Annotated in this window: 9 protein-coding genes; all 9 read left to right on the top strand. The window is 45.1% G+C overall.

Translation table 11 applies throughout. From position 1 onward, the window contains the following. The 9 genes from BN1546_RS00335 to BN1546_RS00290 all read left to right on the top strand — a co-directional run bounded on the left by BN1546_RS00335 (position 1) and on the right by BN1546_RS00290 (position 16,454). Positions 1 to 1,266, top strand: coding sequence for a TRAFAC clade GTPase domain-containing protein (locus BN1546_RS00335; protein WP_025679140.1), 1,266 nt, complete (start codon positions 1 to 3; stop codon positions 1,264 to 1,266). Beyond that, positions 1,263 to 4,292, top strand: coding sequence for a GAP1-N2 domain-containing protein (locus BN1546_RS00330; RefSeq protein ID WP_058829597.1), 3,030 nt, complete (start codon positions 1,263 to 1,265; stop codon positions 4,290 to 4,292). The genes BN1546_RS00335 and BN1546_RS00330 overlap by 4 nt, the downstream gene beginning before the upstream one ends. 210 nt (positions 4,293 to 4,502) lie before the next feature. After that, a complete protein-coding gene (locus BN1546_RS00325; RefSeq protein WP_013370938.1) occupies positions 4,503 to 4,970 on the top strand; it encodes a MarR family winged helix-turn-helix transcriptional regulator in 468 nt (155 codons plus the stop codon). Positions 4,971 to 5,061: 91 nt separating this feature from the next. Beyond that, positions 5,062 to 6,438, top strand: a complete 1,377-nt coding sequence (locus BN1546_RS00320; RefSeq protein ID WP_058829598.1) for an MFS transporter — start codon at positions 5,062 to 5,064, stop codon at positions 6,436 to 6,438. An 85-nt stretch (positions 6,439 to 6,523) separates the two neighbouring features. Then, a complete protein-coding gene (locus BN1546_RS00315; protein WP_025679145.1) occupies positions 6,524 to 7,093 on the top strand; it encodes a hypothetical protein in 570 nt (189 codons plus the stop codon). Positions 7,094 to 7,162: 69 nt separating this feature from the next. Beyond that, entirely contained in the window at positions 7,163 to 7,312 is a 150-nt protein-coding gene (gene rpmG / locus BN1546_RS00310; protein ID WP_013370941.1) for a 50S ribosomal protein L33, read from the top strand. A gap of 509 nt (positions 7,313 to 7,821) precedes the next feature. Further along, positions 7,822 to 8,067, top strand: coding sequence for a type B 50S ribosomal protein L31 (locus tag BN1546_RS00300; protein WP_013310118.1), 246 nt, complete (start codon positions 7,822 to 7,824; stop codon positions 8,065 to 8,067). 609 nt (positions 8,068 to 8,676) lie between these two features. Next, positions 8,677 to 11,850, top strand: coding sequence for an S-layer homology domain-containing protein (locus tag BN1546_RS00295; protein WP_090735238.1), 3,174 nt, complete (start codon positions 8,677 to 8,679; stop codon positions 11,848 to 11,850). 26 nt (positions 11,851 to 11,876) lie between these two features. Then, entirely contained in the window at positions 11,877 to 16,454 is a 4,578-nt protein-coding gene (locus BN1546_RS00290; RefSeq protein ID WP_090739112.1) for an S-layer homology domain-containing protein, read from the top strand. Positions 16,455 to 16,699: the final 245 nt, after the last annotated feature.

The following is a 16,699-nucleotide window of genomic DNA, read 5'->3' as shown; positions in this document are numbered from 1 at the left end:
ATGAGTTTTCTTAGCAATTTATTCAGAAGAAAGCCACAGGCCGAACCGCGGCCGTTATTCTATGATATTGTGTGCCCTTATTGCTTTAGTAAATTTTCCCCAGAGGAAGTGGTATTCCGTGCTTCCCATCACCGTGAAGATGATGAGGATTACGCTTTGGGTGAAGATGAACTGTTGAACAAATATCGGGAGCGTTTTGGCTTGGATAGTGTACATGATATGGAGGCAATTCTTCATCCCTATGATGTACCTGAGGAACATCGCTTGTATTCAGATCATGTGTTGACAGGTCTGACGGACCGTTACGGTGAGCTGACACGTCACCGACTGTGCCCACACTGCCATAACGAGCTGCCTGTGACCGCAGGCAAGGTGCCGAGTAATATCATTTCGATTATTGGAGCTTCGCAGGCGGGAAAATCTGTATTTATGACCTCTCTGATTCACACGCTGCAGCATGTGACGGCCGATCATTTTGACGCAGCTTGCATGCCGCTTAATGCAGAGATCAGCCGCAAGTTCCGCACGATGTATGAGGAACCACTGTTTGAACGAGGCGATCTGCTTACATCGACACAAAAAGAAAAGATGCAGGAGCCTTTTATTTTCCAGTTTGTATTTAAGGATGAGGAAAAGCCACCACTGACATTGGTATTTTTTGATGTAGCCGGTGAGGGGATGGTCGATCAGGACTATCTGGGACTTCATGGACAGCATATTAAAAATTCTGCGGGTATTCTTTTTATGGTCGATCCACTGCAAATCCGTTCTATCCGGGAACGTATTAAGATTAATCTTGGCGATAAGCCTGGTGAATGGGTCTCGCAATATGATGAACCGCGTGATGTCGTACTTACGATGTTCGGTGACTTTATTGCATACCAAGAAAAAGGCAAGACGGACATTCCGACAGCTGTGGTCCTGACCAAAAGTGACATGCTTACTGCGCTGGCAGATGAAGAAGGCACGTATATCAAGACAAACAGCAATATTTTTAATCCAATGGAACATCGCAAATACATGGATTTGGATGAGTTCGCGAACATTGATGGCGAAGTTCGGCGCTTTATCGAGAAGGTGGATAAGCCGTTCAAGGGCACAATGGATGTATATTTTACAGATACAGCCTATTTCGCAGTTTCTGCTCTAGGTAGCAATCCAGTGGACCAAAAGCTGCAAGGGTTGGTTAGTCCGATCCGTGTAGATGAGCCATTCATCTGGTTGCTCTATAAGTTGAAGTACATTGAGGGGAGAGAATCACAGTGAGTTTATCTACCTCTCATATGATACAGCAGCAAATGTATACACGGGAACGGCGTGGTATTTTCCGCTCTACGGAAGGCTTCGATACAGTAGCTAATTCCAAAGGGCTGGATGCTTCATTTATTAAAAAGGTGTTGCATCCTTTATGTGTGTATGATGCGCCTGCGGCTTTGACAGCCCGTGGGGAGAAGCAGGAGAGTGTCTATCCCGAAGCTTTACATCTGGTACGGACAGAGTCCGGGGATGTTGTGCTCGGACGCAGTATTTATAAAGCGGCGGATTTCACTGGGCTTCGGAGCGCCTTTTTTACGCATAACTATGTGATTCCGGCCGGACATGGTGAGTCTCCGTCTGATTATAAGCAGTGGCTGAACACTTCGTTTGTCGATACCTATGATATTGAGCAGGGAACGGAATTACCGGAATTAGAGCGTCTACCAGGTGGTAGTGTATTTCCCGCTATTGACCCGTCTGCAGTACTGGCTCAATTGCAGCTGAGCGAAGAAGTGTTCAAGCAGCTTTTATACGCTGTAATGATGTCAGCTGCGGGTCGCAAAAAGGTATATGTAGCGCTGAATGTTCCAGCAGAAGCGGTAGCATCTTCAGCCAAACAGCTACTGGGTGTGTTGTATGCGGCACTGCCTTATGCATTTCGCAACAGACTCGGATTTCTTACATATGCGCAGGAACCGAACAGCAGAAAAGGCATTCACTTAATGTTTGTTGAGCCTTTCAGCTTGCGTCCCGGTGATCGGAATGTAGAAAAGGACTTTGTATTTGACCTCTCTAACAATAGTCGAATACTGAATGTGGATACAGAGCAGGCGAAACAGCCGTATTTTGACTGGATTGTCCGTACGCTACTGAATGGCGAGGCTCCAGACGATTTTCTCAAATTTGCCGAGCAAATGCTGACAGGCATGGAGGCAGGGCGTGAACTAACACCTTCTAGCTATCATGAGCTCATTACGCTGTACAGAATTGAGCAGGGAGAGCGGTCATTATACAACGAGCAGCGAATCACTGTGTTACGAAGCTTGACTGATTATTTATCGCCATCTGATGCGCTGCCACGTAAAATGCGGCTGAATGATCTGTTTCTGTCCTTTTTTGATCACGAGTTTGATCGGGTGAAGGATGGACACATTCCAGATGTAGGGCTGGTTGATTGCTTCAAGGACTATTATAAAGTTCATGCACGCAGTAGCGAAAATCGGCTGGTGGAGTATTTAATCCGTTCGCTAAACAACGCTTATACTGCTAGGAATACGGAAGCGGTCACGTATATTTATCATACGATTGAAGAGAATCCGTCATTAGGCAAGGTCTATTTTACGAAAGTACTGGGTAATCCGGCACTCACGAAAATGCTGTTCATTCCCTACATGGACAGTCAGATGAAAAGAACGCCTGATGTAAAGGGTCTATTGGCCGTGGTGCATGAATGGGGCAGTCGGTATATCGAAGTGTCAGCGAATGCCGATTTTCAGCTGTTGGCTGAATCTGCATTAATGGGCAAGCTGCGTGCCGAGAGAAAGCCGGTAGAGGCTGTGGCTGCCATTCACCAACGCTTGCGTCAATGGGACAGTAGTTCTGCCGTGGGCACACTGTCCCCGCTGGAGCAATCCGGATTAACAGAGCGCTTACGGGAAGCATCGGATCGATATTTACTCACTGAAGTAGAGCTAAAAGAAATATCACCTGATCAGGTCGTACAGATTCCGTTTTTCACACGGTCCGATTTGGTGCAGTGGGTTGGAAAGTTGCCTGCTCCTCTCAAGGGACAAGCAGTGCGATTGATTGCGGCTTATGATTGGTTTAACACGGAGGACCCGGAACCATCGGTGCTAGACGGTCTGGAGCCAAGCGAAGTAGAAAAGGTGCAGGATTGGGCTTACGGTTGGCTGCCCCAGCAGCTTGCAGAAGGCCATTTTGCCCGTCTGTTGCCAGCTTTCTATCGTTCTGATGGTACTGGCGAAGGAATACTGGATTTTGCCCGCTTGGTCAGTTCGATCCGCAAATGGGCAAAGGATAACGATACGATGTACCGCTTTATCCGCTGGTCGGAGGAACACGCTGAGTTTGCTACTCCACGTGGTGGTTTTGAACCAGCCTACCGGCGTGCGTTGCTTTTATTCTTCCAAAAGGAAGGACGAGAGGGCCTGCATAAAAAGACGCTATGGCGTCAATATTTTGAACCAGCTAAGCCTGCTTTTAAAAATTTCTATCAGGCAGCAAAGCGTGAGACAGACACGCCTTTGGTCAAAACGCTTCGTCGTTTCCGCAAAGGCGGGGTGATTTCCGGGATCGTATTAATCGTTATTGCAGGAACATTAGGCGGTCTGAAAGCAACCGGGATCATTGGATCTGTTGACACACCAACGCCTGCCGCTGCTCCAAAGCCTGTACAACAGCCAGTAGAGCCTACAGTGCCGGTAAAAGAGGAGCCTGCTGCAATAGTGACACATTTACCTAACACCAAGTCCACTACGAAAATGGTCAAGCTGTTGTTTGCGTTTCAAACATCGGCAGAGCAGGCAGAATTTAAGCCTAAAAAACTCGTCATTGTCGGTGCGGATCAACAGGAGCACTCATACGAAAATTTTACGCTTACTGAACAGAACGATAAGGAAGCAGCCAGTAAAGCTAACAATGGTTCGTCCGGTGACGTTAACACTGAGGGCGCTACCACCAAAAGCAAGACAGGTGCCGGAGAATCCACAGGAAGTGGTTCTACAGATCTGATCGGTACATCCAGCGGAAAAAGCGCTGATCAGACTGGAGCAGTGACAGACAACACAGCCGGAGGCGCGACTTCAAAGATATCAACTGAGGGTAGCGGTATAGCAACCGATAAAACCATCACCAGCACGTCCGATGATGGTACAGGGACAACGGAATATGATCTCGACAAGTATCCTTATCGTACGCTGTTGACTATTTGGCAACGGCTAGAGCTAAATGATGCTAGCACGGTTACTGTGGATGGAAAAGATTATCCGCTGGTTCAAGTGAAAGCTGCCAACTAAGCAACTATAGACAGTAAAAAGACGGGTTCTTTTTGGAACCTGTCTTTTTATATGTATAAATTTATACATAAAATGTATTCGTGATTCTGAAACTGACTGTATTTAGTAGACGATCATTTTACGAAGGTATTGACACCAAATAGGCAGCTGATTAAAATTAGTTGGAATTCAAACTATTAAAATTCGATGGATAAGGAGGTTAGTAGTGAAATGGGAAGTGAGGTGTATCCCGTTTGTCTTCCTTGGGAAGAAGAGAGCACGATGTACTTAATTAAATGGATTTTCACCACCGTCCGGCGTGAGATTGAAACAGCACTGCGCCCTTTGGGGCTTACCTCCCCACAATCGCAGACGCTCTATATACTGGCGATGTCGCCTGGAGTCACCAATACGGAGTTGGAAAAGCTATTGCTTATTGATAAATCAAGTGTTACCAGCCTGGTAAACGGGATCGTTAAGAAAAACTGGGCAGTACGCCAAAGTCATCCGGAAGATGCACGAATGAAGCAGATTTATTTGACCGAGGAAGGCTTGGAGATTCACAAGGTAGCCGAACGTACCATTGAGCAAATTAAAAGCTCCGTAGGCAAAACGTTATCTGTCGGAGAGTCGGAGGCGCTGCGCGGTTTGCTCAAAAAAATTCTTCACGATTACCGTCCTGCGAATGCTTGCGTTTGAGCGGATAATTAGAAAAGTTTGCCCGGCTGAGGAATCTATGAGCTATAAAATGTAACCTAGATAAGATGTTTACAGGAGAGGGAGAAACCAAATGATAAAAGAACAAACTTATCCCAATGCGGATAAGCTTATGCGTGTTTTGGCCTTCACACTTGTTTTTTCAGTGATGAACGCTTTTATGTTTAATGTTGTTATGCCTGTGATTCGGGAGGAATTTCATATTAGTGCCTCCGATGTAAGCTGGCTACTGACGGGTTATATGATCGTGTATGCAGTCGGCTCGGTGACCTACGGCAAGCTTGCAGATAAGTATCGTCTCAAAGACTTGCTGACATTTGGGATTATATTTTTTGCACTAGGTTCGCTTATTGGACTGTTGGCCAATCAATTTTGGATGTTAATTGTAGCCCGTTTGCTTCAGGCCACAGGGGCTGCTGTTATTCCGGCAACCGCTATGATTGTTCCCGTTCGCTATTTCTCAGCTAAAAAAAGAGGGCGAGCTTTAGGCGTCACAGCAATCGGCTTAGCATTAGGTACTGCGCTGGCTCCCATTATTTCCGGTTTGATTACAGGCTTTGCGAGCTGGCGTTTTTTGTTCGTCATTTCCATGCTGCCACTGATCGCTTTGCCGTTCTTTCGCAAATACCTGGACGATCAGCGAGGAAAGGATCAGAAGTTCGATTTTCTTGGCGGATTATTGCTGGGTGGAACAGTGGCCTGCTTGTTGCTTTCCATTTCACAAGCCAATATGATGTTTTTTCTGATCGGTGTGGTTTTATTTGGACTGTTTATATGGCGCATTCATACTGCCCACGATCCGTTTATCCAGCCGAAGCTGTTCCGTAACAAGCAATATTCATATGGGCTTCTTATCGCTTTTTTAGGGACGGGGATTAGCTTTGGATTGCCGTACTTGGCACCACAGTTTTTGAATAGTCTCAACCAGCTTACACCAGCTACGATTGGACTGATTATGTTTCCCGCTGCTATTGCGTCAGCTCTTTTAGGAAAAAAAGGGGGGCGTTTGGCCGATAGCAAAGGAAATTCAGTTCTGGTGTATACAGCCGTATCGCTATTGTTTATCTGCTTTATCAGCTTGTCTACATTTGTAGGTGCATCTCCGTATCTGATTTTGTTTTTGCTTATTTTCGGGAATGTAGGTCAGACCTTTATGCAGATTGCCATGTCCAACACGATTTCTCGTACTTTGTCGAAAGATCAGATTGGTGTTGGAATGGGGCTGTTATCTCTGTTGAATTTCATTGCCGGGGCGATCACAACAAGTATTTTGGGCAAAACGTTAGATAGTTCGTCGTCCTTTCATTTGAATCCGGTTGTATCTAATGTCCAAGTGTTCAATTTCAGCAATATATTTACGGTGCTTGCGCTGATTGCGCTTGTGACGATGGGGCTTTACGCATTGCAGTTCCGGCGGGATCCGCGCGGTAATACACCTGCTGTCGAATAAGGATAAACATTTTATGTAAGCTCATGCCATAACAAGGGTATAATATAGAAGGAGAAATTTTCTATGGAAGGATGGAGTGCCCAGCATGACAAGAAACCTTCAATATGTACCCTATGGTTATGAACCGCCAATCGAAACGCACAAAGGGACTATGGTCTACTATGATACGTTTGAGCAGACTACAGCTAGTGAGCTGGAGCTTTTTGCCGAAACGGGGGCTGCACTGTCTTTTACAAAGCTGGTGCTGTATCCGCTACATGAAGAAACGGTCAGAAGAATGTGGAAGCAGCCAGTACGCTCGTATTATAAGCGGGTCGACGAGCTGGGAGAGTGGCAGCGAGAGCAGGCTTTGAGTGCTGTTGTGATTGAGAACTGGGAAGGTAAGCGAAAAAAGTATACGCCAATTGAAGCAGCCATTCGTTTTTTGGCGGAAAAGTATGCAACTCCGCTTTTTTTGTATATGAGTCCTGAAACTGCTAATTTGTGCGCTTCCTATGCATCCTTTGGAGAATGGATTAGAAACGTCAGGTTGCTGCTTTCGAGTGAGCCATTGGAACTTCATCCCAAGCTAGTACAGTACCGTAATCGCTGGAACACAGTAAAAGAAGCAACAAACCGCGACTCTAAGGTTGACAAAGAGGAGCATGAATTATAGAATAGAACTAATCGTAAAAATTACTATTGTAATTGTATACCATGTATTCCAATTGAGGAGGAAGAATAAATGCGCGTTATTGTTACCTTGGCATGCACCGAATCCGGTGATCGCAACTATACAACAACCAAGAACAAAAGAAATCATCCGGAGCGTATTGAAATGAGAAAATACTCTCCGCGTTTGAAAAAGTACACGATTCATCGTGAAACTAGATAATTTGTGGTTTGCTGCATAGCAACCTGAATGATCTCTTCTTGAGCGAAGCCTGTAAGTTTGCAAAAAGCCTGCGTTATGGAACCGGCGAAAACTTGAATTAGTCCAGTGGACAGAGCGTCCAAAGTTAAAGCTAGCACCTAAGAGAACGGCTTCTTTTCATGGTTGTATGATGGATGCTGAGCTACAGTGGCACGCTTTGCCTTTTGAATCGAAAGCACGTGGTCACCGAGTTTTCCTATGCTGATGTCAGCATGCGGGACGAGCCGGAGGACCATTCACAATATGCTTATATAACGATGAAGGCTGACGAAAGATACGGAGCGTTCGTATAATGGGCGATGCAATATACACGGCATCGTTTGCTTGTCGTTTACGACCTTGAGCACAACCGTTATGATCTGTCGTCTTTTTTTCTGAGACATAACCGTTCCTTTTGCCAACTGATGGAGCATTGCGTCAGTACGTTTGAAGATTGAAACTAAAACTACATGAAAGATTAGGTGAAACAAATGAAAAAAGATATTCATCCAACATTGAACAAAGTTATCTTTTTGGACCCTAGCTGTGGATTCACTTTCCTGAGTGCTTCTACTAAATATTCGCAAGAAACGATGGAATGGGAAGATGGCAACACTTACCCAGTTATCCGTGTAGATACTAGCTCCGCTTCGCATCCGTTCTTCACTGGTAAACAAAGAAACGTGGATATTGGTGGACGTGTGGATCGCTTTAACAAAAAATACAACCTTAAGTAAGACTCGTGGAGAGCTATGTTTACGGATTATACCAATAATTCGTAAGCATAGCTTTTTTATTATCTACGATTACTTGATACAGCCAAAGCCCAATAAGAACACGAAAGCAGCAGCTTCTCCGGAACGATCCGTGAAGTTGCTGCTTTTTTATGCTTAATGAAGCTGTACAATAGTCGACAATGCTAATCTTGGCAAACTGATCATTTTAAAACGTAACTCCATACTTCGCATGAGGCTGTCTTAACTTAAAAATAATCGCAGGTTTCTAGCCTGCGATTATTTTTTTATAGAACAAGTATTATGGTTAAGGGAAGATCCGGATAAATCACTCGCGGAAATGAGTTATTTGAAGAATATAGTTGGGGACTTAGTGCAACCAGCATCAATTATATAAGATTTTGTTCAGAATTGGTTCAGAGCTTTCGTATATATTAATCGAAACGACATAAATCACTTATTTTCGACAAATATATGAATAAAAAAATAATATAAACGCATTATTTATCGATAAATTCAGTGAATAGGCTTTATTAACTTTGAATTAGGTAGAAACATTTCGAAGATTGAATAGGGTCGTTTTACTTAAAAGTAAATTAGGAGGTACAACCATTGAAGGTTTATTCACTTAAGTGGGCAGCCGCTCTTGTTGCTCTTCAGGCGACGTTTGGTACTTCTGCTCACGCTGCAACGCCTGCCAATAATTCGTTTTCAGATATATCCTTTGTGACGAATGATAAAATGGTGGCCATCCAAGAAGCTGTACGCCAGGGGCTTTTATCGGGAGATCCTCAAGGAACTTTTCGCCCTGCAGCAACATTAACTCGCCAGGAGCTCGCAGTATTGTTGGTCAGAGCTTTAAAATTGGACCCTATTTCAAGTTCTTTTACTTTTAAAGATGTGCAAAGCAAACAATTTGCTGCGCCATATATAGAAGCCGCACAAAAAGCCGGGCTTCTATCCGGGGATGGATTAGGAAACTTCCGTCCGAACGATTCTGTTACGCGTGAAGAGCTGGCAGCTGTGTTTGTTCGTGCAGTCGGAGGGGTTAATGCAGAGGGCGGATCAAGCATTTTGCCTAAAGATCAGTCCTCGGTAAGCCAATGGGCGGCTGGAGCGGTAGATAAGGCACTTCGTTTGGGTTTAATTGACATTCATGACAGCAAGCTCAATCCCACGGGTGAAGTAAAAAGGGAGGATATTGCTCCTTTCCTGCTGGATATTTTCAAAACTCAAGAGCAGACGGCTACGATTAATAGCGTTGATGGAGACATTGTAACAATTGATAATGTTCCCTATTTAATAGAAGGAAATTTGAAAGAGTTGATCGGAAACTCCAATAAAGATGCGTTAAAGGGAGCTATATTAAAGTTTAATTCGCGCAATCGTAATGTGGACGGGCTACAACAATTGGAGATCGTGCAAAAAGATGTTGTGTTAAACACCAATGGTCTACCGGAAAGCAGCCTGCTTCGAATTTCGGGTGATGGTGTTCAGATTAAAGGGGATACCAAAGGAGTAATTGAGCTTAATAACGGTGTCTCTAATATCCAGCTGAATGGCAACGTAAACCATCTTACTGTGAATTCCGGCAGTGATATTTCTATTAAAGGGACAGGGACAATTGGGGAGCTAAAAGTTGCCAACGCAAACGCTAAAGTGACATTGAACCCGAATTTTAAAGTTGAAACGATTAAGCTACCTAAAGATATTTCTGTTTCACAAGTTATCCAAAATTACAACGAAGTACAAAAGCAGATCGGACAAATTCAGCCCGCTGACGGGACGGTTCAAAAAACGACTACAGTTACATCGAGTAGCGTGACATTTTCATCTGGAGGTGGAACTTCAACAAATTCAGTGACTAACCATGCGCCAGGCGTTACTACCGGGTTTACAGATATTACGTTAAGTACAGCAGATGAGCCTAAAAAGATTAATCTGGCAAATAGCTTTACCGATGTTGACGGAGACACTCTGACTTACACAGCAGAATCTTCGGTCACGAACGTAGCGACGGTATCGGTGAATGGAAGTCAGCTGACTCTCACACCAGTGAGCGCAGGAACAACCAAGATCACGGTTACGGCGAACGACGGCAAGGGCGGGACCATAAATAGTCAGTTCAACGTGACGATCACGTCGGTGATCCCCGAAGCTGTAAACCATGCACCGACGGTGGAAACGTCGATCAGCAATGTAACGGCAGGAGTTGCAGACGGCATCAAGACGGTGAGTCTTGCAGGTGTGTTTGCAGATGAAGACAGCGACGCACTGACATACACGGCAACCTCGACAGATACGGGTGTGGCGACAGTAGCGGTAAACGGAAGTGACCTGAAAATTACACCAGTGAGCGCGGGTACAGCCACGATTACGGTAACGGCAAATGACGGAAACGGTGGCACGGTGGATATGCAGTTCAACGTGACAATCACACCAGTGATTTCGGAAGCTGTAAACCATGCGCCGACGGTGGAAACGTCGATCAGCAATGTAACGACTGGAGTCGCAGATGGCATCAAGACGGTGAGCCTTGCAGGTGTGTTCGCAGATGAAGACAGCGATGCGCTGACATACACGGCAACCTCGACGAATGCAGGCGTGGCGACAGTAGCCGTAAACGGAGGTGACCTGAAAATTACGCCAGTGAAGGCGGGTGTGGCCACGATTACGGTAACGACAAATGACGGTAAAGGCGGCATGGTGCATACACAGTTCAACGTGACGATCACGCCGGTGATCCCGGAAGCCGTAAACCATGCGCCGACGGTGAACACGTCGATCAGCAATGTGACGACAGGAGCCGCAGACGGCATCAAGACGGTGAGTCTTGCGGGTGTGTTTGCAGATGAAGACAGCGATGTGCTGACATACACGGCAACCTCGACGAATGCAGGCGTGGCGACAGTAGCGGTAAACGGAAGCGACCTAAAAATAACGCCAGTGAACGCAGGCACCGCCATGATTACAGTAACGGCGAACGACGGAAACGGTGGCACGGTGGATACGAATTTCACTCTAACGGTGACTCCTTTGCCTGCGGTTAATCACGCTCCTGTTGTTCAAAACACGATTAATGATATTTCTACAGAAGCAGGTGCTATGGATACAACTGTTGGACTTGCTTCAACTTTTGCAGATGAAGATTTGGATTCACTAACGTATACCGCTGATTCATCGGACCCTGGAGTAGCAACGGTTTCCGTTACAGCTGACCAACTGAGTATTACTCCGCTTGCAGTGGGAAGTGCTACAGTTACAGTCACCGCAGATGATGGGGAGGGGGGAACCGTTCAAACGACCTTCCAAGTCACTGTTGGAGAAAAGAAGGGACTTTTCTTCTCTGAGTTGGCATGGGGGGAGGGCGACCCTATGATGCAGATAGTTGAGCTTTATAATGCGGGTTCTGAGGAATTGGATGCTTCGAAAATTAGAATTGAACGCAGTGATAGTGGAAATTCGATCGAAATAAGTCAAAACGCTGGTGCTTCTATTCCAGGTGGAGCTACTTTTGTGATAGGAGATACCATGTATTTTGGTGATGCACATGTAGATTACTTCATGGATATGGGATTTTATAACGACGATTCAGCACCTGTCACTTTATCGCTCTATTACGATAATCAGCTGATTGATACAGCAGTGTTTCAGCCTCATACCACTATAGCTAGACAATCCGATGTTACCCATGGAAATGCAGGCCACTACGAGGCGAGTGAATGGTTTGATGAAGGTATCGATTATACGGATAATATCGGTATCTTTAACAGTGAGGCACCGTAATGAATAAAAAGAATAGAGGGAACATCATGAGTTCTAAGCCCAATAAATGGCTGATTACATTAGCCTTGGCTGCACTTGTTGCTCCAACGGCTTTGCAGACGATTGCATCTGCTGCCAGTGATGCGTCAAACGGAGTAGCTCTGGCGAGCCTGCCTTTTAAAGACATCAATAATATTGCTTCAGAGCAAAAGACAAGCATCCTGCAAGCCATTGAAGCCGGACTTCTGCATGGCGACCCATCCGGATCTTATCGGCCAACGGATTTGTTGACTCGTCAAGAAATGGCGGTTCTGTTAACTCAAGCTCTTCAACTCTCTATTTCTAAAGCAGCAAGTAGCAGCTTCTCGGATGTAGACTCGAAAAATTGGTCCAGTCCCTATATTGAGGCTGTACATCGTGCAGGACTCATGAATGGAGACGACGGCTCCAAATTCAGGCCCAAAGCGGCAGTAACCAGAGAGGAGGCTGCGGTTCTGCTTATGCGGGCTGCCGGGCTTCCTATTACAGCTGACGCCACGGAGTCTGCTAAACTTACTGATTGGAATCGGGTCAGCCCGTGGGCACGGCCATACGTTAATACAGCTTTACAGTCGGGCTTCATGAAGACGGATCAGTCCGGTTTCAAACCTAAATCGTCCGTTCAGCGTCAAGATATAGCCCAGTATATGATGTCTACCTTTTTCCCCAAGGACCATGTAGTCCAACTCCAAAAAGTAGAGGATGGAAAGGCCTGGATTAACGGAATTGATTATAAGCTCTCGGATTCAGTTAAAGGAATCCTGCAAACCTCTAACCAGGAGATTCTTAAAGGAGCAGATATTCAATTTGTAGCATCACAGCGGACCATTGAATCAATCACCAAACTGGTCATCCATGCGAGTGGGCAAGCCCCGATAGGGCAAGCTTCCGAATTCAGCGGCAATCTTGTATTAGATGGTCATAACTCCTCGATTGACGGAGATTTAACTATTGACGGCGATTACATTTCGGTTATGAATTTGAATGTCAAAAATAGTTTTACAGTTACGTCAAGCCTTGAACATGATTTCTATGCCTCTAAATTTACGGTACAAGGAAAAACATATATTCAGGGCGGTGACCAAAACACCGTATTGTTTAACACATCTGAGCTGCAAGATGTCGAGGTATCCAAACAGGATGTCCGCGTAGTCATTCAAGGAAATTCAAGGGTGGATCAAATGACGTTGACTTCCAATGCAACGATTGAAAATGATTCATCCTCAATGATACAGCAGTTAAAAGTTCTTACCGGTGTCCAGCAGGTGGAGTTGCAGGGGACTATTCAGCAATTGTCAGTCAACAGTGATCAGCCCGTAGCTCTGACAGGCCAGGCCTCCATTAATACATTGGTTGTGAGCAGTTCCTCCTCGGTCAGTCTGGAGGTAGCTGGAACCATTTCAAATTTACAAGTAAATAACTCTGAAGCAAATATTAGTGTAAGCTCCTCCAGCCAAGTCACGAATACTTCATTTGCAGCAGGTGTGTCCTCTTCGACGGTATCAGGAGTCACTACAACTTCTTCCAGTAGCTCTTCCGGTAGCTCGCGCTCTACGGTTGTGACCAATACAGCACCGAAGTTAGTGACCAAATATGACGATCAAGCCGTAACGGTGGGCGATTCTGAACTTCAAATTGACTTGCTTGGTCATTTTACGGACGAGGAGCAGTCCGAGCTCAAATATACGGCAGTGTCGTCTAGTACAAAAATCAGTACAGTCCGAGTAGAGGGGACAAAACTGTTTATCAAGGCTGTTGGCAAAGGGACTGCGACCATTACGATCGCTGCAGATGACCAGGCTGGGAAAAAAGCGGGAACGAATTTCAAGGTCCGTGTCAATGAATCTCCTGTTTCATTGGGTATCCCCGATCAAAGCGAACAGTTGGGAAGCGGCGACGTAATCTTATCATTAGGATCGTTTTTTACGGATTCTGAAAATGATCTCATGACCTATGAGGTAGCGATCGATGATCCTTCCATTGCTACCTTTACCCTGATGGGTGATCAATTGGTATTAACTCCGGCAGTTGTAGGACATGCCCAGTTTACTGTCAAGGCGTCCGATGGTCGGGGAGGCAGCGCAAACCAGTCGTTTCAATTAATGGTAAGTGCGGGACCTAATCAAAATCCGGTTGTAAATCAGAAGCCAGGCAACCAAACGCTCACTGTGGGTGATGCGGACTACATTCTGGATTTATCCCCGGTGTTCCTTGATTCGAACAGCAACCCACTGACCATCTCGGCAGAATCCTCGGATCCTGCCATTGCGACGGTCTCCGTTAACGGAAATCAAGCCGCGGTTCATGCGATTTCCTCAGGAACAGCAAGCATCCAGTTAAAAGCGACTAATGACCGTGGAGGCGAGGTTAAAACCAATTTTGATTTTACCGTTAATGAACCTCCGGCATCCTTACGAATTCCGGATCAGACGAAACAAATCAATTCAGGCGACATTCAATTATCTTTAAAAGACTTCTTTACTGACCGTGAGCAGGATTCGTTGTCATACAGCATTGATAATATTGCTGATTCTTCCGTTGCGACTGCAGTGTTAAACGGGGACACACTCACTATTACACCGTTAAAAATTGGCAGCACATCAGTGTCTGTTAAGGCATCTGATGGCCATGGGGGCAGCACAATCCAGTCGTTTCAAATGGAAGTAACCGCTGCACCTAACCAAAATCCGGTTATAGATCAGCAACCAGGTAATCAGACACTGATTTTAGGCAATTCAGATTATACCCTGGATTTATCTTCGGTATTCCACGATCCCGATGGCGACTCTGTGGACGTTTCTGCAGAATCTTCGGATTCGTTAGTCGCTGCTATATCCGTTAACGGAAACATAGCCACAGTCCATGCAGTTTCCCCAGGAACAGCAACGATTACGCTTAAAGCAGAAGATGGCCGTGGGGGCGAGGTCACTACTAATTTTGATGTTAGCGTCAATGAATCCCCGATTTCCACAGGGATTCCGGATCAGATGAAAGAAATAAATACAGGCGATATTCAATTGTCCTTAAATGATTTCTTCTCCAGTCCTGATAACGATGTTTTAACCTACGATGTTCATAGCGTTTCTGAGCCGACTGTTGTGACTGCTGCCGTTTATGGGGATATGCTTACTCTTACACCATTAATGATCGGAAGCACATTAGTATCGATCAAAGCAACAGATGGCCGTGGAGGGGAAGTAATCGAAACTTTCAAAACCACCGTCACAGCTGGACCTCCACAGAATCAAAATCCAGTAGAAACTAAACCTGCCGACCAGTCGCTTACTGTAGGTGATGCGGTTTACTCACTCGATTTAGATTCCGTTTTTACAGATCCTGATGGAGATACGTTGACCTTTAAGGCAACCTCTTCCGTTCCGTCTGTTGCTTCGGCGGAAATCACTGGAGACCAATTGAAAATTCAGGCACTAAGTGCAGGGGCGACAAGCATAGAAATCAAGGCTACGGATGGTCGCGGAGGGCAAACTTCAATTACCTTCCAGGTCAATGTCCAGTCATCCGGTTCGTCTAACCCATCTTCAAATCAACGCCCTCAAGTAGAAGCTGCCATTTATGAACAAGTGTTGACTGCAGGAGTTACCAATGCAAGAAGCTACGACCTATCCCAATTGTTCAGTGATGCTGACGGGGATGCCCTGACGTTTACTTCTACTGTTGAATCAAGCGGTGTGGCAAATGCAGAGGTTAACGGATCAACGCTGACTCTTACTCCGGGTAATCAGGCAGGAAGTACCAAGGTAACGATTACTGCGGATGACGGGCATGGTGGAACAGCCACCTATAATTTTCAGGTAACAAATGCTCCTCTAACGACGAACGGAATTGTTCAAATCCGAACCAAGCAAGGGGTCAAAGATCCGATTACTTATGACATGTCAACAGTTTTCCCGGGTGAAACTTCATTTAAAGTCTATTCGGGTACGGCAGATTCTACCTTTACTGGACCAATCCCTCTTAACGGGACAGTTTGGACATGGAATGGGGATATTTCTCAATACTACTGGGTAATCGGGGCGAACGGATCTGCCACTGTATTCCAAGTGATAGCAAATCCTCAAGGGCCAGAGGATCTATATTTTTCCCAGTATCTATCCTTGGATAAAACCCGCACTGCTATTGAGTTGTTTTACAATCCAGTAGGGGATACTTCTAAACCTATAGAAAATGCAGGATACTCACTTGAGATTCATCAATACAATTTAGCTACAAATACTCCTAAAGTGTGGAGCCAGCCTATTAATTCGTTTTGGAAAGGCATGCCTTATATATATATCGATTCCATTTTTTATGACTTTTTCGACATTGTTCCTGCGGCCTACTATAATGAAGAAATAATGTTATCAGAATCAGATAAAAATGTAACGACAGGCTATGTCCTGAAAAAGAACGGTGTAACGATCGATGTCTTAGGTGATCCTGACGGCAAAACGCAATTTATGCCGAATAATGGGACTATTATCCGAAAATCGGGGATTAAGTCCGGTTCCTCCTTTTATAACCTTCCAGGAGAGTGGAACTCTTATCCAAATGGAACGCTCCAATATTTTGGCCATCATACTCCATAACATTTTGTTGAATTGACGGGAAGCCGGCGATAAAATCGCTGGCTTTTTTTTTATATTTTTCAGATTTAAGTCCTCTTGATTTGTGGTTGCTTAAAAGCCAGCCGAATTTGCACAACCTTCATCGGTTTTGGGGTTTGTTTTGATTTTAAATTAAACTCGAATTATTTTAGAAAATAACACTTGCTATATAATTTGATTATGTGCTATATTCTTATTTCGGCCAATTAAACAAGATATTTTGTCGG

It is taken from the genome of Paenibacillus sp. Mc5Re-14 (genome assembly GCF_001049835.1).
Taxonomy (GTDB): domain Bacteria; phylum Bacillota; class Bacilli; order Paenibacillales; family Paenibacillaceae; genus Paenibacillus; species Paenibacillus polymyxa_C.
This window is presented reverse-complemented; position numbering and strand designations above follow the sequence as displayed.

Bases quoted from the DNA above. Each gene is read 5' to 3' on its own strand.
- BN1546_RS00335 (WP_025679140.1), top strand. From the start codon at position 1: ATGAGTTTTCTTAGCAATTTATTCAGAAGAAAGCCACAGGCCGAACCG.
- BN1546_RS00325 (WP_013370938.1), top strand. From the start codon at position 4,503: ATGGGAAGTGAGGTGTATCCCGTTTGTCTTCCTTGGGAAGAAGAGAGC.
- BN1546_RS00320 (WP_058829598.1), top strand. From the start codon at position 5,062: ATGATAAAAGAACAAACTTATCCCAATGCGGATAAGCTTATGCGTGTT.
- BN1546_RS00315 (WP_025679145.1), top strand. From the start codon at position 6,524: ATGACAAGAAACCTTCAATATGTACCCTATGGTTATGAACCGCCAATC.
- rpmG (WP_013370941.1), top strand. From the start codon at position 7,163: ATGCGCGTTATTGTTACCTTGGCATGCACCGAATCCGGTGATCGCAAC.
- BN1546_RS00300 (WP_013310118.1), top strand. From the start codon at position 7,822: ATGAAAAAAGATATTCATCCAACATTGAACAAAGTTATCTTTTTGGAC.
- BN1546_RS00290 (WP_090739112.1), top strand. From the start codon at position 11,877: ATGAGTTCTAAGCCCAATAAATGGCTGATTACATTAGCCTTGGCTGCA.